Origin of the sequence: Vibrio sp. TRT 17S01 (genome assembly GCF_050113695.1) — a bacterium.
Classification (GTDB): Bacteria; Pseudomonadota; Gammaproteobacteria; order Enterobacterales; family Vibrionaceae; genus Vibrio.
Window position 1 is genome coordinate 66,359 of record NZ_JBNJOG010000001.1, and the last position, 23,023, is coordinate 89,381.

Annotated in this window: 22 protein-coding genes, 1 tRNA gene and 1 pseudogene; 13 read left to right on the forward strand and 11 right to left on the reverse strand. The window is 44.7% G+C overall.

The genetic code is table 11. The features are described from left to right. Positions 1-52: 52 nt before the first annotated feature. Together bcp and ACQEXS_RS00270 are read right to left on the reverse strand one after the other, a co-directional pair. A pseudogene (gene bcp / locus ACQEXS_RS00265) lies at positions 53-385 on the reverse strand (thioredoxin-dependent thiol peroxidase); the annotation flags it as partial. Between the two features lie 15 nt (positions 386-400). Then, a complete protein-coding gene (locus ACQEXS_RS00270) occupies positions 401-943 on the reverse strand; it encodes a glycine cleavage system protein R (RefSeq protein ID WP_427012441.1) in 543 nt (180 codons plus the stop codon). Between the two features lie 319 nt (positions 944-1,262). Here ACQEXS_RS00270 and dapA point away from each other — a divergent pair, with 319 nt between their 5' ends. Together dapA and bamC are read left to right on the forward strand one after the other, a co-directional pair. Continuing rightward, a complete protein-coding gene (gene dapA / locus ACQEXS_RS00275; RefSeq protein WP_367988501.1) occupies positions 1,263-2,141 on the forward strand; it encodes a 4-hydroxy-tetrahydrodipicolinate synthase in 879 nt (292 codons plus the stop codon). Between the two features lie 53 nt (positions 2,142-2,194). Continuing rightward, the gene (gene bamC / locus ACQEXS_RS00280; RefSeq protein WP_427012442.1) at positions 2,195-3,220 is read left to right on the forward strand and encodes an outer membrane protein assembly factor BamC; all 1,026 of its coding nucleotides are present in this window, start codon (positions 2,195-2,197) and stop codon (positions 3,218-3,220) included. Positions 3,221-3,388: 168 nt separating this feature from the next. Here bamC and nhaC read toward each other — a convergent pair whose 3' ends face one another. Beyond that, complete coding sequence (nhaC, locus tag ACQEXS_RS00285) at positions 3,389-4,825, reverse strand: Na+/H+ antiporter NhaC (protein ID WP_427012443.1); 1,437 nt, start codon at positions 4,823-4,825, stop codon at positions 3,389-3,391. A 418-nt stretch (positions 4,826-5,243) separates the two neighbouring features. Between nhaC and asd the strand changes: the two genes are divergently transcribed. Further along, positions 5,244-6,356: an aspartate-semialdehyde dehydrogenase gene (gene asd / locus ACQEXS_RS00290; protein WP_427012810.1), complete on the forward strand. Its 1,113-nt coding sequence runs from the start codon at positions 5,244-5,246 to the stop codon at positions 6,354-6,356. Between the two features lie 63 nt (positions 6,357-6,419). Here the strand turns inward: asd and ACQEXS_RS00295 are convergent, their stop codons facing one another. Together ACQEXS_RS00295 and ACQEXS_RS00300 are read right to left on the reverse strand one after the other, a co-directional pair. Next, a complete protein-coding gene (locus ACQEXS_RS00295) occupies positions 6,420-7,271 on the reverse strand; it encodes an ion transporter (RefSeq protein ID WP_367989147.1) in 852 nt (283 codons plus the stop codon). A 101-nt stretch (positions 7,272-7,372) separates the two neighbouring features. Next, a complete protein-coding gene (locus tag ACQEXS_RS00300; protein ID WP_367988504.1) occupies positions 7,373-8,011 on the reverse strand; it encodes a YchE family NAAT transporter in 639 nt (212 codons plus the stop codon). A 740-nt stretch (positions 8,012-8,751) separates the two neighbouring features. Between ACQEXS_RS00300 and adhE the strand changes: the two genes are divergently transcribed. Then, on the forward strand, positions 8,752-11,451 hold the full coding sequence (adhE, locus tag ACQEXS_RS00305) for a bifunctional acetaldehyde-CoA/alcohol dehydrogenase (protein WP_367988505.1): 2,700 nt from the start codon (positions 8,752-8,754) through the stop codon (positions 11,449-11,451). Positions 11,452-11,707: 256 nt separating this feature from the next. On the opposite strand, the gene minE is transcribed toward adhE, so the two are convergent. From minE to minC, 3 genes are read right to left on the reverse strand one after another with little or no spacing between them, the layout of a single operon-like run. Then, on the reverse strand, positions 11,708-11,971 hold the full coding sequence (gene minE / locus ACQEXS_RS00310; protein ID WP_367988506.1) for a cell division topological specificity factor MinE: 264 nt from the start codon (positions 11,969-11,971) through the stop codon (positions 11,708-11,710). Between the two features lie 8 nt (positions 11,972-11,979). Beyond that, positions 11,980-12,792 carry a septum site-determining protein MinD gene (gene minD, locus ACQEXS_RS00315; protein ID WP_427012444.1) on the reverse strand — a complete coding sequence of 271 codons (813 nt, stop codon included), beginning with the start codon at positions 12,790-12,792 and terminating at the stop codon, positions 11,980-11,982. 20 nt (positions 12,793-12,812) lie between these two features. After that, positions 12,813-13,475, reverse strand: a complete 663-nt coding sequence (minC, locus tag ACQEXS_RS00320) for a septum site-determining protein MinC (protein ID WP_367988508.1) — start codon at positions 13,473-13,475, stop codon at positions 12,813-12,815. 180 nt (positions 13,476-13,655) lie between these two features. Here minC and ACQEXS_RS00325 point away from each other — a divergent pair, with 180 nt between their 5' ends. The 4 genes from ACQEXS_RS00325 to ACQEXS_RS00340 all read left to right on the forward strand — a co-directional run bounded on the left by ACQEXS_RS00325 (position 13,656) and on the right by ACQEXS_RS00340 (position 17,376). Further along, complete coding sequence (locus tag ACQEXS_RS00325) at positions 13,656-13,937, forward strand: YcgL domain-containing protein (RefSeq protein ID WP_367988509.1); 282 nt, start codon at positions 13,656-13,658, stop codon at positions 13,935-13,937. Positions 13,938-13,976: 39 nt separating this feature from the next. Beyond that, on the forward strand, positions 13,977-14,942 hold the full coding sequence (locus tag ACQEXS_RS00330; RefSeq protein WP_367988510.1) for a lytic murein transglycosylase: 966 nt from the start codon (positions 13,977-13,979) through the stop codon (positions 14,940-14,942). Positions 14,943-15,005: 63 nt separating this feature from the next. Then, on the forward strand, positions 15,006-15,950 hold the full coding sequence (locus ACQEXS_RS00335) for a LysR family transcriptional regulator (protein ID WP_367988511.1): 945 nt from the start codon (positions 15,006-15,008) through the stop codon (positions 15,948-15,950). Positions 15,951-16,176: 226 nt separating this feature from the next. Next, positions 16,177-17,376, forward strand: coding sequence for a NupC/NupG family nucleoside CNT transporter (locus tag ACQEXS_RS00340; protein ID WP_367988512.1), 1,200 nt, complete (start codon positions 16,177-16,179; stop codon positions 17,374-17,376). 69 nt (positions 17,377-17,445) lie between these two features. Here ACQEXS_RS00340 and folD read toward each other — a convergent pair whose 3' ends face one another. After that, positions 17,446-18,306 (reverse strand): bifunctional methylenetetrahydrofolate dehydrogenase/methenyltetrahydrofolate cyclohydrolase FolD, encoded by an 861-nt coding sequence (gene folD / locus ACQEXS_RS00345; RefSeq protein ID WP_427012445.1) that lies wholly within the window; start codon positions 18,304-18,306, stop codon positions 17,446-17,448. Positions 18,307-18,512: 206 nt separating this feature from the next. Between folD and ACQEXS_RS00350 the strand changes: the two genes are divergently transcribed. After that, positions 18,513-18,589 (forward strand) — tRNA-Arg (locus tag ACQEXS_RS00350). 109 nt (positions 18,590-18,698) lie between these two features. On the opposite strand, the gene ACQEXS_RS00355 is transcribed toward ACQEXS_RS00350, so the two are convergent. Next, on the reverse strand, positions 18,699-20,063 hold the full coding sequence (locus ACQEXS_RS00355; protein ID WP_427012446.1) for a Na+/H+ antiporter NhaC family protein: 1,365 nt from the start codon (positions 20,061-20,063) through the stop codon (positions 18,699-18,701). Positions 20,064-20,276: 213 nt separating this feature from the next. On the opposite strand from ACQEXS_RS00355, the gene ACQEXS_RS00360 reads away from it, so the two are divergent. The 4 genes from ACQEXS_RS00360 to ACQEXS_RS00375 all read left to right on the forward strand — a co-directional run bounded on the left by ACQEXS_RS00360 (position 20,277) and on the right by ACQEXS_RS00375 (position 22,584). Continuing rightward, on the forward strand, positions 20,277-20,780 hold the full coding sequence (locus tag ACQEXS_RS00360) for a GNAT family N-acetyltransferase (RefSeq protein ID WP_367988515.1): 504 nt from the start codon (positions 20,277-20,279) through the stop codon (positions 20,778-20,780). 35 nt (positions 20,781-20,815) lie between these two features. Then, the gene (locus ACQEXS_RS00365) at positions 20,816-21,355 is read left to right on the forward strand and encodes a GNAT family N-acetyltransferase (protein WP_427012447.1); all 540 of its coding nucleotides are present in this window, start codon (positions 20,816-20,818) and stop codon (positions 21,353-21,355) included. Between the two features lie 78 nt (positions 21,356-21,433). Then, positions 21,434-22,165: an SDR family oxidoreductase gene (locus ACQEXS_RS00370; protein ID WP_427012448.1), complete on the forward strand. Its 732-nt coding sequence runs from the start codon at positions 21,434-21,436 to the stop codon at positions 22,163-22,165. A gap of 23 nt (positions 22,166-22,188) precedes the next feature. Continuing rightward, positions 22,189-22,584 carry a GFA family protein gene (locus ACQEXS_RS00375; RefSeq protein WP_427012449.1) on the forward strand — a complete coding sequence of 132 codons (396 nt, stop codon included), beginning with the start codon at positions 22,189-22,191 and terminating at the stop codon, positions 22,582-22,584. 5 nt (positions 22,585-22,589) lie between these two features. Here ACQEXS_RS00375 and ACQEXS_RS00380 read toward each other — a convergent pair whose 3' ends face one another. Next, entirely contained in the window at positions 22,590-23,009 is a 420-nt protein-coding gene (locus tag ACQEXS_RS00380; protein WP_427012450.1) for a hypothetical protein, read from the reverse strand. Positions 23,010-23,023: the final 14 nt, after the last annotated feature.

Consider the following 23,023-nt stretch of genomic DNA (forward strand, 5'->3'; position numbering starts at 1 on the left):
GTTTGTCATAAAAAATCATCAAGGTTTATTGTCATGAAAATTTTATAAGGGTAAATTTCTTCTCGCCCCACACACCGAACTGCTCAGCAACGGCATGGTCTTCATCAGACAGTAGAGTAAAGTTTAAGTTATCGCGCTCAATAAATTTACCTAAGCGTTTTACTGGGTCGATACTGACACCCAATACCACAACATTGTGCGCATCTAATTCAGCTTTCGTGTCACGCAGACCTTGAGCTTGCACAGTACAGCCGGGCGTCATTGCTTTAGGATAGAAGTAAAAAAGAACTTTTTTACCTGCAAAATCTGAAAGAGTGACGGTATTGCCGTCTTGATCAAGGAGTGAAAAAGCAGGTGCTTTTGCACCCGCAGTAAGCGTATTCATTCTTCTTCCTTTATTTTATTGGCTGCTTTGAAAAAAGTTTAAAGAACCATGCACACCAAGGGTGTGGCAAAGCTCATCAAATTCTTCTTGAAGTTGGACGAGATTGATCTCTGAATCGACAAACGCGGTAATTGCAATATGGAATTGGTCTTGTTGAGACTGAACTTTTTGTTTTTCGATGGTTTGAGCGCTGAGTGATGATAAGCCGATGTTTCTGTCAGCAAAAAACTGCGTGAATTTCTCGGTTAAACCGGGTTTGTCGTCAGACTCTACAAACACCTCAAGTGTATAAGCATTGTCGAGTGGTGCATGTTTCGCTGTACGCTTCATCATAGTGATCAAATCGTGTTCCTGCCCGAGCAGAGGCAGTGTCGTTTCAACACGAGTGATCGCGGCATTATTTCCTGAAAGTAGCATGAGCAGTGTGAACTCGTTACCGAATAGAGCAATTCGGCTATCCACAATGTTGCAACCCGATTGAGTTACAAGATGGACTACTTGGTTACATACACCCGGGCGGTCTGAACCTACCGCAGTGAGCACCAGATGCTGAATCATAATATCACTTTGGTCTTTGTTATCATTATTAATGCTAGCTTAGCATAGTTGGTGAAGATAAAAACAATCTATCGTGTCGCTTTCTAGAGTGAAAAACGCAATTTTGGCTAGTTTCCCAACGCATTTCCCATAATCCTCGTCAGCATCGTGGAAACCTTACTTCAACATGACAAATTTTGATGAAAAAGGCGTAATTTGCCGGATCTCTAACATCTGATAAATATTCACTCAATTAGGTGGTTTAAGCGGGTTTAATAGCTTGTCTTTTTCAATCGCCTTACAGTACCATGCAAAAAGAAACGAAATGAGGGAGAGAGACATGTTTTCAGGAAGTATAGTAGCGTTAATTACACCGTTTAATCACGATGGCGAAGTTGACTACGTAAGCCTTAAGAAGCTGGTTGAGTATCATGTCGCTGCGGGTACAGACGGTATTGTTGCCGTTGGTACGACTGGTGAATCATCTACGCTGACTGTAGAAGAGCATGTCAAGGTTGTCTTAAAAACGGTTGAATTTGCCGAAGGTCGTATTCCTGTGATCGCAGGAACTGGTGCAAATGCAACGCATGAGTCGGTCACCTTCAGCCGCTTATTAAACAACTCTGGCATTTCTGGTTGCCTGAGTGTGACACCGTACTACAACAAACCAACCCAAGAAGGTTTGTTCCAGCACTATAAAGCGATTGCAGAAGAGAGCGATGTGCCGCAAATTTTGTACAATGTACCAGGCCGTACAGCGGTAGACTTACAACCAGAGACGGTTGCTCGCCTTGCTGAGATCGACAGCATTGTTGCGCTGAAAGATGCAACTGGCGATCTAGAAAGAATTGCAATTCACCGTGAACTTTGTGGCGAAGATTTTATCTTACTAAGTGGCGATGATTCGACAGGCTTGGAATTTGTAAAACGTGGCGGCCAAGGTGTTATCTCGGTAACGAATAATATTGCGGCAGAAGATATGGCGAAAATGATGCATTTGGCATTGGAAGGTAAGTTTGAAGAAGCAGAAATCATTAATCAGAGATTAATGGCGCTGCACAAGAACTTATTCGTCGAATCAAGCCCAATTCCAGCTAAGTGGGCAGCCCATAAAATGGGATTAATTGCACATGGTGGCCTACGTCTGCCTCTTACTGAATTGTCTGAAGGCGCTCGACCACTTGTCGCTCAAGCGATGACAGAAGCTTGTATCTACTAAATTATATGGATTGCCGAGGCTAAGCTTCGGCATTTAATTGTCCGGGAGTATCAATGAAATATTCACACCAGCTAGTTTTGAGTTCACTAGCTGTTTTTGTTTTAACGGCTTGTTCTGGTGGTGCATCTCAGCGTCGTCAGGCGAAAGATGACTTTGAATACTTAGACACACCATCACTATCTGAGTGGCAGGTTCCTGCTGGCTCTAAGCGCCAGTACTACACCAACTATCAGATCCCTAAAGGGGATTTTGCTGGTGGCATCGGTAAAGAAGTCGATATTCGACCACCGCAGCAAGTTCTGGAGTTGATCCCGGGTGCTCGTGCTGAACACCGAGATGGTGAAGTGACACTTTGGCTGCTACGTGAAGATGAAGCACAAAAAGTGTGGCTAACGGCTGAGAAAATGCTCGCGGAGCAAAACATCGCGATTCGTTCCCAAACTGATAAACGCATTGAAACCGAATGGGTGAGTTGGCAGTCTGAAGATGAAGACATGGAAGTGGGTAGCCGTTATGAAATTACACGCGTTGAAGCGAATAATCGTCACGGGTTCAAAATTTCTCTGATTGACTGGCGTGAAGGCGGTAAGCAAATGCCTGTTTCTGCCACCAATAAAGAACGTTACAACGCGCTAATGACGAACTTAGTGACCGCTCGTTACGATCGTGATTTACGCGAAGAAGCGGCGCGTCGAGCACAGGAATTAGTGAAGCAAATTCCAATATCACTGGGTACCGACCGTAGTGGCTTCCCAGTTATTATTGCACGCACACCATACAACGTTTTATGGCAACGTGCGCCATCGTTACTGCCAGCAATGGGCTTTACATTGGAAGAGCGCAACCAATCTCAAGGAACCATCAAGGCTAAGTATGCTGAGCCGGATGATGCGTTTTGGCAAGAAGTTGGTCTGAAACCGATTGGTCTCAAGTCAGGTACGTACACATTCTTGTTGGGTGATTTGGGTAACCGAACCTCTATCAACGTGACAGACTCTGCTGGTAAGCCAGTGGAAGAAGCATTACTGAAAGATATGGTGCCAGTGCTATCAGCGGTTGCAGATAAGCAAGCGAAATAATTTCAGCGCTCGATATAAAATCCAACGCCCGATGAACATCATCGGGCGTTTTGCTTTTAATTCGGTTGGAATGGTAGAGCTAGACAGCAAGCTTCCTGTTATTGCTATCGGCTAGAAGGGAGAAAGAAAAAGAGCGCCATGTAGGCGCTCTTTTTGTATCCGTTAAGATCAAGCGGTTTGTTTTTGAAGTTCTTGCTCTTCAACTTCTTCATCGACCACTGCTTGTGGCTCGCACTTGTCGACAAACCAGCCCATGTACGACGTTAAGATTGTGACAATGATACAGACAAAGCTTAACCACATGAATGGCGCATAAGAGAGAGTAGCGACCCCTAAAATGCTCGCCATATAAATGCCGTTATCACTCCATGGCACCATACCGGAAGTCAGTGTGCCACCAAATTCCGCATTACGTGATAGGTTTTTGCGTTTATAGCCTAAACGGTCATAGTTCTTCGCGCAGATCTTCGGGGTAAGAATAAGAGAAACGTACATTGCAGAACCAAAGACGTTACCCATAAAGGCTGTTGCGATGGTGCTGGTTGCTAATGAACCAGAGCTATTAACGCGTTTTTCAAACAGTTTGGCGATAGTTTCTAATACGCCCACTTTATCTAATAAGCCACCAAAACCAAGGCCAAAGACAATCACAGCGACCGAACCGAGCATGGATGACATACCCCCACGGTTAAGGATTGAATCAATAAATGGCACGCCAGATTCGATATGGTATGGCGCCCAAGCCGTGTTGAAAGCTTGTAGGAAGTCGACATCTTGGATCATCACTGCCCAGACGATACCAAGCAAAGAACCAAAGCTGATCACTGGGAATGATGGCATACGCATAGCCAATAAACCCAGAACGATGAGGACTGGGACAAAAGAGTATGGGGTAATATAGAACTGCTGTTCCATGGCCTTGATGACAGACTGCACCTGAGACATGTCGACATTACCAGCGTAGTGGAAGCCAAATGCGGTAAACATAACGCCAGTGATGATGTAGCTAATGAGTGCGATTGGCAGCATGCCCTTGATGTGTTCCATGACTTCGACATTCGACATGGAAGATGCAAGGATCACCGAATCAGATAAAGGAGACATCTTATCGCCAAAATAACAGCCAGACAGGATTGCCCCTGCGGTCACTGGTGCTGGAACACCTAAGCCTTGTCCAATCCCCATCATTGCGATTCCGGCGGTACCTGCCGCACCCCAAGAGGTACCGGTTGCCAGTGCGGTTAATGAACAAATGATCATAGTGGCAAGAAGGAAGATAGAAGGGTGGATCGCTTTCAAGCCGTAATAAATAATCGTGGGTACAATGCCGCCTGAAATCCATGTTCCAACCAATGCCCCAACAGCTAATAGGATCAGCACAGCTCCTAGGCCATTTGAAATACCATTGAGCGCCGCTTTTTCCAATGCTTTGTACTTGTGGCCTAGGCGAACACCCAGCGCAATGATCACAAACCATCCAATATACAAAGCTAACTGAATCGGCAAGTTAAGCTTTGCTGTAAAAGAAAATGCTAACAGCAGGAAAAATCCTAGCGAAAGGGTTACCTGCAATAAGCTAGGTAAACGAGGAGAGTTCTGCGTCATTAAGAGCCTCTGTCTGATTAAAGAGCTAATAAATGGTTAACTCGTTTTTATAATGACGCGTACTTTACAATGAACGGAGTTATATTTCGAATTAATGTCGTATTGATGTGATATAAATCTGTGATGGTTAAATTGTATAGTTATAAATGCTAAAAATGGTTAATTTTAATGATCTGAAATGTTTTGTAATGTGAGATTGTTGTGTTACATCATGTAATCGTTATATGAAATCTGAATGCTTTTTGTTCATGTGTGGGAATTGGAGAATGAAAAGATGCCAAAATTCACTTTCCACAGAAAAATTTAGCCAAGTGAAAGAAAAGTTACGTAAAGAGGCATTTTTTTCTTGAGATTTTTATTCGAAAATTGAACTATTGAGACATCACCTTTTTAGATTTGATTACATGGAGAGTACATGATGAGAGTAGGTTTAGTTGGTTGGCGTGGCATGGTGGGTTCGGTATTAATGCAGCGCATGGTTGAAGAGAAGGATTTTGACCTTATTGAGCCCGTTTTTTACAGTACTTCTCAAGTGGGTATTCCTGCCCCTAACTTAGGTAAAGATGCAGGTATGCTTCAGGACGCTTTTGATATTGAAAGCCTAAAGCAGCTAGACGCTGTTATTACCTGTCAGGGTGGTAGTTACACAGAAAAAGTTTACCCAGCACTACGCCAAGCGGGTTGGAAAGGTTACTGGATTGATGCAGCCTCAACATTGCGTATGGCACAAGATTCAATCATCACACTGGATCCGGTGAACTTATCACAGATTCAGCAAGGCATTCATGGTGGTACCAACACGTTTGTTGGTGGTAACTGTACCGTTAGCCTTATGCTAATGGGTTTAGGTGGCCTATTTGAGAAAGGGCTAGTGGAGTGGACCAGTGCTATGACGTATCAAGCGGCATCTGGCGCAGGGGCGAAAAACATGCGCGAGTTGATTTCACAAATGGGTGTTATCAACGATGCAGTCAGCTCTGAGCTGGCAAACCCAGCAAGCTCTATTTTAGATATTGATAAGAAAGTTGCGGACACCATGCGTAGCGACTCATTCCCTACGGATCAGTTTGGCGTACCTCTGGCTGGTTCATTGATCCCTTGGATTGACGTTAAACGTGACAACGGCCAAAGCAAGGAAGAGTGGAAAGCGGGTGTTGAAGCAAACAAGATCTTAGGTTTCCAAGATGCACCAGTACCAATCGACGGTACCTGTGTACGGATCGGCGCAATGCGTTGTCACTCTCAGGCTCTAACAATCAAGCTTAAGCAGAATGTACCAATGGACGAGATTGAAGAGATGATCGCGACACACAATGATTGGGTGAAAGTGATTCCAAACGATCGTGACATAACGGCGCAAGAGCTAACACCAGCAAAAGTGACAGGCACATTATCGATTCCTGTTGGACGCCTGCGTAAGATGGCAATGGGAGACGACTTCCTGAACGCCTTTACTGTTGGTGATCAGCTGTTATGGGGTGCAGCAGAACCGCTACGTCGTACGCTGCGAATCATCCTTGCTGAAAAATAATAGAAAAACTGAACGAAAAAAGCGCCAATTGGCGCTTTTTTTATGTTTCCAGCGGCAGTGTCGTTAATTGTCTTGGTTGTCTTGACTGACAACGCGTTTATCTGGATCCGCGAGCTCGCTGCCACAGTGCTTACAGTGCATGGCATCTGAATCATGGCCGGAGCGATTGCAATTTGGGCACTTCACCAATTGTTTGTGCGCACTCATTTCATTACTGAGTTCAGCCGTGATGATCCCAGTCGGAACCGCGAGAATCGAGTAACCGAGTAACATTGTCAGCGATGCAATTGCTTTACCTAAGTGAGTTTGTGGCACCATATCACCGTAGCCGACGGTCGTGATGGTCACAATGGCCCAATAAATACTTTTTGGAATACTGGTAAAGCCATTGTGTGGGCCTTCAATGACAAAAATCAGTGCCCCAAAAATGGTGACAAGGATGCCTACTGTGCTGAAGAAAATGATGATCTTCCTACGAGCCATTAATAATGAGCGGAGCAAGATGTTGGAATCTTGCAGGTAACGGACGAGTTTAAGTATGCGGAAAATTCTCATGACCCGCAGCAAACGTACAACCCCCATAAACGAAGCGCCGGGGAAGAAAATAGCAAGATAGGTTGGCAAGATAGCTAACAGATCCACCACGCCATAAAAGCTAGTGGCGTAAGATTTCGGTTTTGGTGAACAGTAGAGCCGTAGCAGGTACTCAACTGTAAATAATGCCGTAAATGTGTACTCGATATAACGTAACTCTTGTGACCACTCAGTCATCACCGTTGGTAAGGACTCAAGGATGAGCACCAAGAGTGACGTGATAATCGCGATGATCAGCGCGATATCAAATGCACGGCCTGCCGGGGTGTGGGTCCCGAAAATGATAACGTAAAGGTGATGTTTGAGAGAGTGTCGAGGCATGATACTTAATGGCTTCCTGTGGTTAGCCATATCATACCTCTATTTATATAGTCAGGTAAGTTTTAGATAAACCTAGAGTATAGAAGAGCTCTTAGCCGTCGCTAGGCAAGGCCGGGGAACAGATTGCGTAATCCGTTTGCGATAAACTCGATCCCTAGTGCGCCAAGGATCAGGCCCATAATACGCGTAATAACGTTGATACCCGTTTGACCAAGGAAGCGGACAATCAAAGGCGCAGAGCGAAATAAAAGCCACGAACACAAGCAGAAAACAGCAACTGTAATACTGATCCCCACAGTGTCCAGAGCACTAGGGTAGCGGGCTCCGTAAACAATGGTCGAGCTGATAGCCCCCGGACCTGCCATTAAAGGCATTGCGAGTGGCACGACACCAATTTGCTCTCGGCTTACGTATTCTGATTTTTCTTGTTTGTTTTGTTTATCTTCACCCAGCTTACCGCTCATCATCGAAAAGGCGATGCTTAATAGCAATAGGCCACCAGCAACACGGAAAGAATCCAACGAGATGCTGAACATATCCAGCAGCATCTGACCTGCAAATAAAGAAACAATCAAAATAATGGCAACGGCAAAATTCGCGGTTGCCGCTGTTTTGTGCTTTTCCTCTAAGGTCATGTGGCCAGTTAAGGAAACAAAAACGGGCATAATGCCGACTGGGTTAACGGCTGCAACTAAACCAAGAAAAAACTGTAAAAAAATCGCTATCTCAAAAGTTTGCATAGAGACATCTCACACAAGGTCCCGAAGGAGAATAGAAAGGAATTATTATCTAACAGTGACGCACGAGGTAGATGAGAGAGTACAGGCGTGATTCGCGAGACTTCTTGCGTACACCTTAAAGGGTAACTGGCAGATATTGTTGAGTAATGTAAGCGAAAAAGCCCCATGGAGCGAATGAAAAAAACTAACGTGTAATCCTTTTCATAACTGAGAAATACTAATTTTTGAACAATAGGTGAAAACAAATAGCACAATTTGTTACATACAATATGGGCCTGAAGGCATAGAATTTTGTGCAACTGTTAACATTCGCACATTTTTAATAAAAAACTGTCCGAATGCTAGTGTGTATAACGAGCTCGGATATACTCCTAGTAGCACGTAAAAGCTCGTACACAAGTGCCTTTTTTGTCTAAAAATGAAACTTTTTTACAGGTTGATGTAGTTTTTTTATTTTTACTACTTCAATTGAAGTTTTTTTGAACATTGCTTGGGTTGAGGTTAAGTTGTTATTTATCAGTGTGTTATGGTTTGTTTTTGATGTTAATTACCACTAACGGGGTAATTAATTTTTCAGAACTGATCTGAGTCAATTTTTTTCACACACTGAAATATTATACTCAGACCTGAAAGCAATTTACTAAGAATGTTGTAAGTTAAGTCACTGAAGAAATGTGAGAACAAGCAGTCAGCAACCTTACTAAAAAGTTTTTAATATTTATTAATTTAGGAGATTCACTATGCCTGTTACTAATTTGGCTGAACTAGATGCAATGGTTGCACGCGTTAAGAAAGCGCAAGAAGAGTTTGCAACTTTCTCTCAAGAGAAAGTAGACGCAATCTTCCGTGCAGCATCTTTAGCGGCTAACCACGCTCGTATCCCGCTAGCACAACAAGCGGTTGAAGAGTCTGGTATGGGTATTGTTGAAGACAAAGTTATCAAAAACCACTTTGCTTCAGAATTCATCTACAACAAATACAAAGATGAAAAAACGTGTGGCATCCTTGAAGAGGATGACAACCTAGGCACGATGACTATCGCAGAACCTGTAGGTATCATCTGTGGTATCGTACCAACAACTAACCCTACTTCTACTGCAATCTTCAAATCTCTAATCTCTTTGAAGACTCGTAACGGTATCATCTTCTCGCCACACCCACGTGCGAAGAACTCTACTAACGACGCAGCGAAACTTGTTCTAGATGCAGCAGTAGCAGCGGGTGCTCCAAAAGACATCATCGGTTGGATCGACCAACCATCTGTAGAGCTTTCTAATGCTCTTATGAAGCACGAAGGCATCGCACTTATCCTTGCAACTGGTGGTCCAGGCATGGTTAAAGCAGCTTACTCTTCTGGTAAGCCAGCAATCGGTGTAGGTGCAGGTAACGTTCCTGTAGTTATCGATGAAACAGCTGACATCAAACGTGCTGTTGCTTCTATCCTAATGTCTAAAACTTTCGATAACGGCGTAGTATGTGCTTCTGAGCAGGCTGCAATCGTAGTTAGCGAAGTATACGACGAAGTAAAAGAGCGTTTCGCTTCTCACAAAGCTCACGTTCTATCTAAAGCTGACGCTGATAAAGTACGTAAAGTACTTCTTATCGACGGCGCGCTAAATGCGAAAATCGTAGGTCAACCTGCTCCAGCAATCGCTGAAATGGCTGGCGTTAAAGTTCCTGCTGACACTAAAGTTCTTGTAGGTGAAGGTCTAGGTAAAGTTTCTTACGATGATGAGTTCGCTCACGAGAAACTATCTCCAACTCTAGGTCTGTTCCGTGCTGACAACTTCGAAGACGCAGTTGCTCAAGCGGTAACAATGGTTGAAATCGGTGGTATCGGTCACACATCTGGTCTTTACACTAACCAAGACGTTAACGCAGACCGCATCCGTTACTTCGGTGACAAGATGAAGACTGCACGTATCCTTGTAAACATCCCAACTACTCACGGTGGTATCGGTGACCTTTACAACTTCAACGTAGCACCTTCTCTAACTCTAGGTTGTGGTTCATGGGGTGGTAACTCTATCTCTGAAAACGTTGGTCCTAAGCACCTTATCAACAAGAAAACTGTAGCTAAGCGAGCTGAAAACATGTTGTGGCACAAACTACCTAAGTCTATCTACTTCCGTCGTGGTAGCCTTCCAATCGCAATGAGCGACCTAGAAGGTAAGAAGCGCGCATTCCTAGTTACTGACCGTTTCCTATTCAACAACGGTTACGCTGATGAAGTAGTTAAACTGCTTAAAGAGCAAGGCATCGAAGTTCAAACATTCTTCGACGTAGAAGCGGATCCAACACTATCTGTTGTTGAGAAAGGTGCAGAAGCAATGAAGAGCTTCCAGCCTGACGTAATCCTAGCTCTAGGTGGTGGTTCTCCAATGGACGCTGCTAAGATCATGTGGGTAATGTACGAGCACCCAGAAACTCACTTCGAAGAACTAGCAATGCGCTTTATGGACATCCGTAAACGTATCTACAAGTTCCCTAAAATGGGTAAGAAAGCTGAGCTTGTATGTATCACTACAACTTCAGGTACGGGTTCAGAAGTTACGCCATTCGCTGTTGTTACAGATGACAAAACTGGTGCTAAGTACCCACTAGCTGACTACGAAATCACGCCAAACATGGCTATCGTTGATGCTAACCTAGTAATGAACATGCCTAAGTCTCTAACAGCATTCGGTGGTTACGATGCAGTAACTCACGCTCTAGAAGCTTACGTATCAGTTCTAGCGAACGAGTACTCAGACGGTCAAGCTCTACAAGCACTTAAGATGCTTAAAGAGTACCTACCATCAAGCTACGCGAACGGTGCAAACGACCCAATCGCTCGTGAGAAAGTACACAACGCAGCAACTATCGCTGGTGTAGCATTCGCGAACGCATTCCTAGGTGTTTGTCACTCTATGGCGCACAAGATTGGTGCTGAGTTCCACCTACCACACGGTCTGGCGAACGCACTACTAATCTCGAACGTTGTACGTTACAACGCGAACGACAACCCAACTAAACAAACTGCGTTCTCTCAATACGACCGTCCACAAGCACGTCGTCGTTACGCTGAAGTTGCTGACCACCTAGGCCTAAGCCAAGCTGGTGACCGCACTGCTCAGAAGATTGAACGTCTACTAGGTTGGTTGGAAGAGCTTAAACTGAACCTAGACATCCCAGCTTCTATCCAAGCTGCAGGTGTTGCTGAAGCAGACTTCACAGCGAAACTAGAAGAGCTAGCAGTTGAAGCGTTCGATGACCAATGTACTGGTGCGAACCCACGCTACCCTCTAATCAGCGAGCTAAAAGAAGTTCTACTAGCGTCTTACTACGGTAAAGCATTCGTTGAAGGTGAAACTTTCGAAGGCACAACTGTAATCAAGAAGAAAGCTGACCAAGAAGCACCAGCGGCTCCTAAAGCTAAGAAAGAAAAAGCTAAAGCTTAAGTAAGCATTTAGTTTTGAGAAAGGTTTTCGCTAGCACGAAACCTTAAATCGGGAAAAGGTTAAAGCCCCAGTCGAAAGACTGGGGCTTTTTTTATCTAATTCAAACTAAGATCCGTTTGTTGATGTGAAGAGCAGATTGAATGCCGTGAGCTGGTATTGCTTTGTGTGACTGAGAAGAAAACAGAAAGAGAAGAGGCTGGAGAGTGGATACAAAAAAGCCGATGAAGATGCATCGGCTTTTACTAGATTGCGAGTTCTATTTCTCTTCGTCTGGTAGCTTAACATTAAGTTCTAGCACTGAAATATCGTCGCCTTTGTGCTCTAAAGAAAGATCAACCATCGCTGGATCAATCGCAACGTATTTGCTGATGACTTTAAGAATGTCTTCTTTCAGTTGTGGCAAATAAGATGGCGCAGGATCATTTTGGCTGCGGCGTTCTGCAACAATGATTTGCAGGCGCTCTTTCGCCATACTGGCTGAGCTTTTTTTGCTTGGGCGGAAAAATTCTAGTAATGACATGCCAACGATCAGCCTCCGAATAGTCGTTTAAAGATTCCTTTCTTCTGCTCAGTTAGGAAGCGGAAGTCTACTTGCTGGCCAAGAAGGCGTTCAACAGTATCGTTGTAAGCCATACCAGCGTCAGTTTGTTCATCAAAAATGACTGGTACACCTTTGTTTGATGCATTCAGTACGGCTTGGCTTTCAGGGATAACACCCAGAAGTGAAATATGAAGAATATCTTCTACATCTTGAACACTTAGCATTTCGCCTTGTGCCACACGTGCTGGGTTATAACGTGTGAGTAGTAAATGTTGCTTCACTGGCTCTCGGCCCTCTTCAGAGCGGCGAGACTTAGAATCCAAAATTCCAAGGATACGGTCAGAGTCACGGACGGAAGATACTTCTGGGTTCGTTGTCACAATGGCCTCATCTGCAAAGTATAGCGCCATTAGCGCACCTTGCTCGATCCCAGCTGGTGAATCACAGATGATAAAGTCAAAACCCATCTCATCCATTTCATCAAGTACACGTCTAACACCTTCACGTGTTAGCGCGTCTTTGTCGCGAGTTTGTGAAGCAGGCAAAACGAAAAGGTTGTCTGTACGTTTGTCTTTGATAAGGGCTTGGTTTAGCGTTGCCTCACCGTTGATGACATTAACAAAATCGTAAACGACGCGGCGTTCACAGCCCATGATCAAATCTAGGTTACGTAGACCGATATCAAAATCGATTACTGCGGTTTTTTTGCCTTTAAGAGCAAGGCCAGATGCAATTGCTGCGCTAGATGTAGTTTTACCTACGCCGCCTTTACCTGACGTGACAACTATAATGCGTGCCATGACGTGTATTCCTTATTTTTTTAAATCGTGAGCAACTCAAGTTCAAGCGAGTCACTTTTTAAACTCATCATTACTTTTTGATCCCAGAGTGCTGGGTCGAATTGATCGGTTAACCAATAGTGTCCGGCAATTGACATCAACTCAGCGTTGAGTTTCTGACAAATAATGACAGCATCGGTGTTTCCGTTAGCCCCTGCAATGGCTTTGCCACGCAAAGTGCCATAAATGTGAATTGAGCCATCTGCGATGACTTCTGCCCCCTCGCTAACGTGATTGAGGATCACCAAATCGCCGTCTTTCGCGTAAATCTGCTGACCCGAACGTACAGGGGTACGAACCACTTTAGTCGGAACCATTTTTGCCGGCGCTTGAGAAGAAGAGCGACTGGCCGACATGATGGCAAACCCCGCTTCTGTTGCTAGCGATTGTGCGCGTTTATTTTTGCAGCCTGCGATACCAACAGGGATCAGCCCCGCGTCTAAAATGCCCTGTTTTAACTGGCCAAAGTCAATCTCGCTTTCAACCTTTGCTATGTTTATTACAACAGGTGCAGATGCAAAAAATGCACGGGCTTGTTTCACTCTTTCATTGAGGAAATGCATCGTTTTTTCGATATCATTGTCAGAAAGGTGTAAAACTGACAAAGTAAAACTACTACCTTTTAAATCTGGGGTACGTGACATCGTTTACTTTGGACCTCGATAACTCGTTGCCATTACTGAAATGGCGTTGCCTGAGACTAGGGGTGTCATGTTATATTCCCTGTTTAGGCACAGCAAGTTATCTTGCGCTCAATTATGCGTTTTGCTGATAATTTTAGCGAAACGTTGACGAAACTGAATTGAATTACCAAAAGGCTTTATATGCTTTGTGCGATATACAAAAGTTCCAAAAAGGAAGGAGCTTATCTTTATATTCAGAAGAAGGACGATTTTTCACAGGTTCCTGACACTCTGATGCAGATGTTTGGCAAACCTATCATGGTGATGATGGTGAACTTGGATGGTCGTCAACTTGCACAGGTTGATATTGAAAAAGTGAAACAATCTTTAAATGAAGATGGCTTTTTCTTGCAATTACCTCCGCCACCGAAGAATCTATTAGAAGAATATAAAGAACAAAAAGCTCGTCAAGCATCTGAGTGATCGGCTGTTAAAGAGCGGAAATTGCACAGGGGAAGCAATTTGAAAAAGTTATTGTCAGTATTGTTAGGATTAAGTCTTTCCGCTCCGGGGTTAGCGGCAGAAGTCAGCTTTGAACGCTATGTTGAAGGGCTCAAAGAAGAAGCGCGTGAAAATGGCATCTCTGAAACGATTATCGATCAGGCCTTTCAAAATGTAACGCACAAGCCACGAGCGGTAAAAGCCGATCGCAACCAACCAGAGAAAAAGCTCACTCTGGACGAATATATTCCACGTGCCGTCCCTGATTGGAAAGTGAAACAAGCTAGGCAACTATACAAAGAGCACTATACAGAGCTCAAACGTATCGGTGACGAGTTTGGCGTTCAGCCTCGCTTTATCGTTGCTTTGTGGGGAGTTGAAAGTAACTTCGGTAAGTTCACCGGTAATTACAGTGTGATCGATGCGCTTTCAACCATGGCTTACGACGGGCGTCGGGAAGCATTCTTCCGCAAAGAAACCATGGCTGCATTGAAGATCCTTGATGAAGGCCATATCACACCTGCAAACATGAAAGGTTCATGGGCAGGGGCGATGGGACAATGCCAATTTATGCCGAGCTCGTTTCTATCTTTCGCTGCGGATGGCGATGGTGATGGCAAAAAAGACATTTGGAATACCAAAGCAGATGTTTTTGCCTCCACAGCCAATTATCTTGGTCAATCTGGCTGGGATGACCAATACACTTGGGGACGTCAGGTAAAGCTACCTGAAGGTTTTGATACCAGTATTCAAGGGCGCGAAGAAAGTAAAGGTAAGTATTTGCAGCAATGGAGCAAGCTGGGCATCACCAAATATGATGGCAGTCCATTGCCTACGCTGGATAAAGATATTAAAGCGTGGTTGATTGCCCCAGATGACGAAAATGGTCGCATTTATCTGGTTTACAACAACTACAATGTATTGATGAAGTGGAACCGCTCTTATTACTTTGCTTTGGCTGTGAGCCATCTCGCTGATCGGATATAGTCTTCACGATATTAGTTTTAACGATAAGGGCTCTATTGAGCCCTTTATTTTTTCGAGGAAATTGTGCTTTCAGAACGCGCTGCTCAGATGGTGATTTTCACCACCTTAGTCAAACACCAAAACTTTACCAGCACCGCTAAGTCATTAGGTGTTTCGGTTTCTCATGTAAGTAAACAGTTGGCCCTACTTGAAGCTTCACTTGGCATTAAGTTAGTGCAGCGTACAACCCGTACTTTTACCCTGACAGAGGCGGGTGAACGTTTCAATCGGCATTGTGAAGAAGTGGTGCAGATCGTCTCCAATGCTCAATATGAGATGGAAAACCAGCGTGATGAAATTTCAGGGCTAGTCAAAATTGGCCTTTCTCAATCGTTTGGTACGCTGCATATTATTCCTGCGATTAACGAACTGCGTCAGCAGTATCCTCAGCTTCAAGTCGAAGTTCACTTGTTTGATTACAAAGTGGATATGTTATTAGAAGGGTTGGATGTTTGGATCACCAATAATGAACAACTTCCAGAAGGGTATATTGCACAGCGGTTGGCGGACTGTCAGTTTGTTGTCGTCGCCTCACCTGATTATTTACTCAGCCATGATACGCCGCGCCACCCTGATGATCTTAAGCAACATAATTGTCTAATTTATAGAAGTTGGGAGCGTGATTACCATACTTGGGCCTTTTGTCAGAAAGGAGATCAACTTGCCGTTAAAGTTTCTGGTAATTACTCCGTCGATCTGGCGGAAGCTGTGAGAGATGCGGCGATAGCAGGGTGGGGGATTGGTTACCTAGCGACTTACTTACTGGATGATGAATTTCGAAATGGCAAGCTCATTCAATTGTTACCCGAGTGGCGAGCGTGTCAAAAAATGCCGTTTTATGCTGTTTACCCAAGCCGAAAACACATGCCTAAAAAAGTGTCTGCGGTGATCGAGTTCATTCGCGATAAAATTGGTTCTCCATGTCACTGGGATCAAAAACTCGCACCATACATTTCAATGCCTGATTAGTTGTAAGATTAACGATTGATTATTTCCTGCCTCATAAACATCTTTTCTCAATAGAAATAGTAAAGTGAAGCAAACGTTTAAATGCATTAATTTCAATCAGTTAGTTTGGTGGTGAAACTTTAATCACTAGCAATGCTCACCCTGTTAACATTTGAAAGTTGCAACAATTTGTTGCGTCTATACAATCCGACGCCTTTCCTGTTTCCCCATTTTTTGGATTGTTTTTATGAACTCATTGTTAGGTGTTATCGCGATATTTGCTGTTGCGTGGCTGCTTTCTGCCAATAGAAAGAGCATTAACTATCGAACCGTTTCATTGGCCTTTGCTCTGCAAGTCTCTTTTGCATTGTTGGTTTTATATGTTCCTGCGGGCAAAGAAGCACTTAACAGTGTTACTGGCGCCGTATCGAATATGATCAACTACGGCCAAGAAGGGATCACTTTCTTATTTGGTGGCTTGGCGACAGGTGGCTTTACCTTTGCCATCAACGTACTAGGTATCATCATCTTTTTCTCTGCTCTGATTTCAGGTCTTTACCATATCGGACTGATGCCTAAAGTGATCAACTTGATTGGCGGCGCATTGCAACGTTTATTGGGTACTGGCCGCGCTGAGTCACTTTCGGCAACTGCGAATATCTTTGTCGGTATGATTGAAGCGCCTCTTGTGGTGAAACCTTACCTGAAACATATGAGCGACTCTCAGTTTTTCGCGGTCATGACTTGTGGTTTGGCTTCCGTTGCTGGTGGCACACTCGTTGGTTATGCATCACTAGGTGTGGACTTGAACTACTTGATCGCCGCTGCCTTTATGTCTGCGCCTGCCGGTTTATTAATGGCGAAAATTTTGATGCCAGAAATTGAGCCTGCGATTGAGCAGTCATCAATGGAAAATGTCGAGATCCCACGAGCAACCAACGTGGTTGAAGCGATGGCAGATGGTGCGATGTCTGGCCTTCGTATTGCAGTTGCCGTGGGCGCAACCTTACTGGCGTTTGTATCAGTGATTGCATTACTTAACGGCCTGTTAGGCTGGGTGGGAAGCTGGTTTGGTATTCAATTAAGCTTTGAGCTGATCTTAGGTTACTTGTTTGCACCAATCGCATGGTTACTCGGTATTCCATGGAATGAGGCCGTCACAGCTGGCTCTCTGATTGGTAACAAAATTGTGGTTAACGAGTTTGTTGCTTTCATTCAGCTGATGGACGTTAAATCGCAATTGAGTGCTCACTCTCAAGCGATTGTGACCTTTGCCCTTTGCGGTTTTGCGAACATTTCTACCATGGCGATGTTGATTGGTGGTCTAGGTAGTTTGGTGCCAGAAAAGCGTCCGTTCATCTCCAAATATGGCTTCAAAGCAATTTCAGCAGGTGTACTGGCGAACTTAATGAGTGCTTCAATTGCAGGTGTAATTTTAAGCCTGTAGCACGGTGTCATTCGTTAGAATTAAAAAAGGGTTGATGTTTCGCATCAACCCTTTTGTGTTTTTAAGGAATTACTTTTTGGTGTGGAATTGTTCACACGCCATCATGGTATTTTCAATTAGCGTTGCAACAGTCATTGGGCCGACACCACCAGGGACAGGGGTAATAAAGCTAGCGCGCTCTTTTGCATTGGCATAGTCAACATCACCAACAAGCTTGCCGCTTTCAAGGCGGTTAATGCCCACATCAACCACAATCGCGCCTTCTTTAATCCACTTTCCTGGAATGAAGTTGGGCTTACCAACGGCAACCACAACCACATCTGCTTGGCGCACATGGCTTTCGAGATCTTTAGTAAAGCGATGGCATGTCGTGGTTGTGCAACCTGCAAGTAGCAATTCTAATGTCATTGGACGACCAACGATATTGGATGCCCCAACAATCACCGCGTGTTTGCCTCTAAGCTCGATATTGTATCGATCAAGTAAAGTGATGATGCCTTTTGGTGTACATGAACGTAACTTAGGGATGCGTTGAGCTAAACGACCAACGTTGTATGGATGAAAGCCATCTACGTCTTTTTCAGGGATGATACGTTCAAGAACGTGTGTCGCGTCAATGCCTGCAGGCAGGGGAAGCTGAACCAGAATGCCATCAATTTCACTATCTTGGTTGAGCTCGTCAATCAGTGCCAACAATTCTTCTTCCGAAGTTGATGCAGGAAGATCAAAGGATTTAGAAACAAAGCCAACTTCATCACAAGCACGACGTTTACTACCAACGTAAACTTGAGAAGCCGGATCTTCACCGACTAAGACCACCGCAAGACCCGGTGCACGTAATCCTGCTTCGACGCGCGCTTTTACTCGCGCAGCAACTTCAGATCGAACAGTTTGAGAGATGAGAGTTCCATCAATGTTTTGAGCAGTCATGACTTTCCTTTGAAAAATAGAATAGCGGAATTTATTTGTCGCGCATTGTCGCAAAAAAATCAATGAACATCTATAAGCAAACGTTTGCTTTGAGTGTTTTTTGGACGCCTCAACGCTCCTTGCCCTTTTTTTAGGCATTCAGATCAGAATGTTAGATAAAGCGATTGATTTAACAAATTGAACTCGTATAATTCTGTCCCTGTAGCGCGCCCTTAGCTCAGCTGGATAGAGCACGTCCCTTCTAAGGATGTGGTCGTAGGTTCGAATCCTACAGGGCGTGCCATTTATTCTAAAGCCCCGATAGCTCAATGAGTCATCGGGGCTTTTACGTTTCTGGCGTTTAGCTCAGATTCAAAAAGAGCGCCTAAGTGGCGCTCTTTTCGTTTTGGTGTTTAGTTGGTCTGTGCTGCCGTTCTTCTCGCTGGGTGATTGATGAAAATCGCGACAATGGCGGCGATAGCCAGTGAGAAGCAATAGTAGGAGTTCGCTACGATCTCAATGGGTGATAGCTTGAATACGGAGCCGAGTAGCAATATTTGCGCACCGTAAGGTAACATTCCCTGCATCACACAAGAGAAGATATCCAACAAACTGGCGGAGCGTCTTGGCGTTACATTGTGTTCTTCAGCCAGTTGGCGCGCAACGCTGCCCGAAACGATAATCGCCACGGTATTATTTGCGGTGCATGCATTCACCATCGCAACCAAGCTCGCAATACCAACTTCACTCGCACGACCATTTGCTTTGGCAGAGTGTGTCGAACCAAAAACTCGGATCATGCGACCAACCAACTGAGTAAGAAAAGCCAGCCCACCTTGGCGACGCATCAGCTCACTTAAGCCACCAATCAACATTGAGAGCAAGAATATCTCTTGCATGCTGCCAAAGCCTTCATAGATGTCTTTACCAAAGTCAGTTAGCGCATAGCTTTCCGTGCTGATTAGGCTCACGCTACCTGCAAGCAGAATCCCGATGGTAAGCACGATAAACACATTGAGGCCAGAAACGGCGAGAATTAAAATCGTGATATACGGCAGCACTTTAAGCCACTCAATAGGCCCAGTTTCCGGTGTTTGGGTTGCCGTACTATTGAAGGCGAAGATAACCAGCGCAAACAGAGCAGCAGGAATGGCGATGCGGACATTCTCTTTAAACTTATCGCGCATTTCACAACCTTGGGAGCGGGTTGCTGCAATGGTGGTATCGGAAATAATGGAAAGATTATCACCAAACATTGCGCCACTTAACACCACTCCTGCTGTAAGAGGTAGGCTCATGCCTGCCGATTGAGCAATGCCTAAAGCGATAGGGGCAACAGCTGCGATGGTGCCCATTGAAGTGCCCATGGCGGTGGCAATAAAGGCTGAAATCAGGAAAATACCCGGTAGGATCATGGTCGCTGGAATAGCGGACAGACCAAGGTTAACCGTTGCATCAACACCGCCCGATGCTTTAGCTACAGCGGCAAAGGCGCCTGCCAACAGATAGATCATGCACATGGCGATGATGTCTGGGTGGCCAACGCCACGCATAAATTGTTCAATCGCGCGGTTAAGTGACTCTTTACTTAATACGATAGCCAGAATGATGGCGGGAAGTACGGCGATAGGTGCCGGTAACTGGTAGAAAGCAAATTCAACGCCCTGTAAAGATAGGTAGGTTCCAACGCCAATAAACAGTGCTAGGAACACCACTAAGGGCATGAGGGCTATCGCCGAGGGCGCAGCAGATTGAGTTGTGTTTTTTGAGCCAGACATTCAAATGCGCTAAATAAATGATAAGGGCGAGCAGACTAATCTGACTGGCGGATGTTGTCAACGTCTAGACGTCTAAATGTCTATATGCTTTTGGGTGAATACGAACGATCGATATCCGATTTGTCCGACATAAAACTTACGGCAGTTTGTGGCGATTTTTTATGCAGACTCTGCTAGTCTTATGCACATAATTCAATATAACGAAAATTAAACATGTATCTGAAATTATTACATGAATCAGATTGCGCATCGCTGCTGGATTTTGAAAGTGAAAACCGAAAATGGTTTGAGCAATTTATTCCGCCGAGAGAAGGGGGATTTTACTGTTTTGAAGGGGTGCGTAGCCATGTGCTCGACTTTCTTTCAGACTATCGACAACGTCAATGTTTACCCATGCTGGTGTGTGGTACTGAAGGTGAAGTGATAGGACGCGTGAATTTACACAGTTTGTGCATGGAAACGGCTTCTGCTTATTTAGGCTACCGTATCGGTGAGCAATACACGCGCCGTGGTGTGGCATCATTTGCGGTTAATGAAATTCTGCAACAAGCACGCCGAATTGGTCTTAAAAAAATCGTTGCTTTTGCGGCTACCGATAATATTGCCTCACAAAAAGTTCTCGCAAACAATCAATTCCTGAAAGGAGAGTGCGTAAAAAACTACGCGCGATTAAACGGGAAAGCGATTCATTGCTATAAATACACTCTCCAGTTATAAACGATTTATCTTGAATAAAAATGGAGTTTGGTGTGATGGAAACGGCACGTTTACGCTTGCGACAATGGAAAGCACAAGATCGCGAAGCTTTTCGTCTGATGGGCGCTGACCCACAGGTCATGCGTTATTTCCCAGCTTTGCTGAGTCATGATGAATCAGATGCGATGGTGCAGCGAATTTTTGACATTATTGATCAGAAAGGCTGGGGCTTTTGGGCCGTTGAACTGAAAGAAACGAGAGAGTTTATTGGCTTTGTCGGACTGCACCAACAAGCACAAGACAGCGGTATTCCCAACGCTCCTTTGGTTGAAATTGGTTGGCGCTTGGCTCAGCCTCATTGGGGAAAAGGTTACGCACCGGAAGCGGCTCAAGCAGCGCTCAAGTTTGCTTTCGAACAACTCAATCTTGATACCGTGTATGCTTTTACTGCGTTGCCTAATCAGCCTTCGCAACAGGTGATGATGAAACTGGGGGTGAAGAACCTACAACAAGATTTTAATCATCCTAAACTTCCGCAAGGCCATCCATTACAGCGACACTGTCTGTATGCCATCAAACGTAGCGATTGGCGTTAACCAGTAATCTACGATATAAAACGAGTCCAGAAAGGGCTCGTTTTTTTATGAGGTTTTCTTTTATAACAGGAGGTTAAAATGGACAAGGTTGTTGTGGTTACAGGAGCTAGCCGAGGGATCGGTGCGGCAACGGCGGTATTGTTGGCAAGTCAAGGTTACGCTGTTGTGGTGAATTATCTGCGTAATCAAAATGCTGCTGATGAGGTAGTGAAAAAGATACGCGCTCAAGGTGGACAGGCTATCTCGGTTCAAGCAGATGTGGCTGACGAACATCAAGTGACGGAGTTGTTTCAACAGGCAAATCAGGTGTTTGGTCCGGTGACCCATCTTGTCAATAATGCCGGAGTTTTATTTACCCAAGCGAAACTTACCGAGATCTCAGCAGAGCGCTTTCAAACCGTAATGAATACAAACGTTATGAGTTGTTTTCTGTGTTGTAAAGAAGCGCTGAAAACCATGTCGGCAGGCTCGGCTATTGTGAATGTTTCTTCAGCGGCATCACGAATCGGAGCGCCATTTGAATATGTCGATTATGCTGCTTCGAAAGGAGCAATGGACAGCTTAACCAAAGGTTTGTCGCTGGAAGTGGCCGAGCTTGGTATTCGGGTGAACGCGGTGCGCCCGGGGTGTATTTATACAGATATGCATGCCGATGGTGGTGAGCCGGATCGGGTGGATCGTCTTAGCGCTCACCTTCCATTAAAACGAGGAGGTACTCCTGAAGAAGTGGCCAACGCCATTGCGTGGTTGTTGTCTGATGAAGCTTCATACGCGACAGGCTCTTTTATTGATTTAGCGGGTGGAAGGTAAAAACTTTCAAAAAGGAATTTAGGATGATTCAGAAAGTAGGAAAGACCGAAATCAAACCGGAGCATAAAGCGAGTTGTCACTGCGGCGCTGTTGAACTGCTTTTGTCATTGCCCAACGGTCTTGAGAAGCCAAGGCGTTGCGATTGTTCCATTTGTCGCCGCAAAGGGGCGATAGTCGCTTCGGTTTCCCTAGATGGAATCGAGATAGTAAAGGGAAAAGATGCATTAAAGCTCTATCAGTTTAATACCAAAACGGCGAAGCATTATTTTTGTGTCCACTGTGGTATTTATACTCATCATCAACGGCGTTCCAACCCGAACGAATATGGCTTTAATGTCGGATGTTTAGAAGGGGTCAACCCTTATGAACTCGGAGAGGTAATTGTGAATGATGGTGTGAACCACCCAGCAGACCGCTAAGCCTGTTATCGATATTGCTCTGGGACCAGAAGATAGTAGCACACCAGTGTCGCAACAAACCCTAGAACGAGGGTCGCTGCTGTAGCAAGCCAATGTTGTCGCGTATTTAAAGCGGGTCGATTATAACTGTCTTTGTGGTAGTGACATAACGATAATGGGGCGGTATAGCGCCAGATCCAGACAAGGTAGCTGAGTAAAGGTAAGACGATGTAGTTATTTAAAGGATCGCCCCCTTTATTGCCCCCCGCATTGGGAACGCCAATGATATCTTCGTATAAGGTGATCAGAGACATGCCCCAAAGCGCAAACAAAATACCACTTAAAATGAAGAAAGTGCGCAGGGTTTGTGCCGGCGGTAAGCGCAGCGGAAAGGTTTTGCTCCATTTATCACCGTATTGCCAATAATCCTTATCTTTTTGTTCCATTGTTTTGATCTCTT

Coding starts and splice junctions, on each gene's coding strand:
- minD (WP_427012444.1), bottom strand. CDS start 12,792: ATGGCACGCATTATAGTTGTCACGTCAGGTAAAGGCGGCGTAGGTAAA.
- ACQEXS_RS00325 (WP_367988509.1), top strand. CDS start 13,656: ATGCTTTGTGCGATATACAAAAGTTCCAAAAAGGAAGGAGCTTATCTT.
- ACQEXS_RS00360 (WP_367988515.1), top strand. CDS start 20,277: ATGTATCTGAAATTATTACATGAATCAGATTGCGCATCGCTGCTGGAT.
- ACQEXS_RS00270 (WP_427012441.1), bottom strand. CDS start 943: ATGATTCAGCATCTGGTGCTCACTGCGGTAGGTTCAGACCGCCCGGGT.
- minC (WP_367988508.1), bottom strand. CDS start 13,475: ATGTCACGTACCCCAGATTTAAAAGGTAGTAGTTTTACTTTGTCAGTT.
- ACQEXS_RS00355 (WP_427012446.1), bottom strand. CDS start 20,063: ATGTCTGGCTCAAAAAACACAACTCAATCTGCTGCGCCCTCGGCGATA.
- ACQEXS_RS00365 (WP_427012447.1), top strand. CDS start 20,816: ATGGAAACGGCACGTTTACGCTTGCGACAATGGAAAGCACAAGATCGC.
- ACQEXS_RS00380 (WP_427012450.1), bottom strand. CDS start 23,009: ATGGAACAAAAAGATAAGGATTATTGGCAATACGGTGATAAATGGAGC.
- asd (WP_427012810.1), top strand. CDS start 5,244: ATGAGAGTAGGTTTAGTTGGTTGGCGTGGCATGGTGGGTTCGGTATTA.
- minE (WP_367988506.1), bottom strand. CDS start 11,971: ATGTCATTACTAGAATTTTTCCGCCCAAGCAAAAAAAGCTCAGCCAGT.
- nhaC (WP_427012443.1), bottom strand. CDS start 4,825: ATGACGCAGAACTCTCCTCGTTTACCTAGCTTATTGCAGGTAACCCTT.
- folD (WP_427012445.1), bottom strand. CDS start 18,306: ATGACTGCTCAAAACATTGATGGAACTCTCATCTCTCAAACTGTTCGA.
- ACQEXS_RS00370 (WP_427012448.1), top strand. CDS start 21,434: ATGGACAAGGTTGTTGTGGTTACAGGAGCTAGCCGAGGGATCGGTGCG.
- bamC (WP_427012442.1), top strand. CDS start 2,195: ATGAAATATTCACACCAGCTAGTTTTGAGTTCACTAGCTGTTTTTGTT.
- ACQEXS_RS00375 (WP_427012449.1), top strand. CDS start 22,189: ATGATTCAGAAAGTAGGAAAGACCGAAATCAAACCGGAGCATAAAGCG.
- ACQEXS_RS00300 (WP_367988504.1), bottom strand. CDS start 8,011: ATGCAAACTTTTGAGATAGCGATTTTTTTACAGTTTTTTCTTGGTTTA.
- ACQEXS_RS00340 (WP_367988512.1), top strand. CDS start 16,177: ATGAACTCATTGTTAGGTGTTATCGCGATATTTGCTGTTGCGTGGCTG.
- ACQEXS_RS00295 (WP_367989147.1), bottom strand. CDS start 7,271: ATGCCTCGACACTCTCTCAAACATCACCTTTACGTTATCATTTTCGGG.
- dapA (WP_367988501.1), top strand. CDS start 1,263: ATGTTTTCAGGAAGTATAGTAGCGTTAATTACACCGTTTAATCACGAT.
- adhE (WP_367988505.1), top strand. CDS start 8,752: ATGCCTGTTACTAATTTGGCTGAACTAGATGCAATGGTTGCACGCGTT.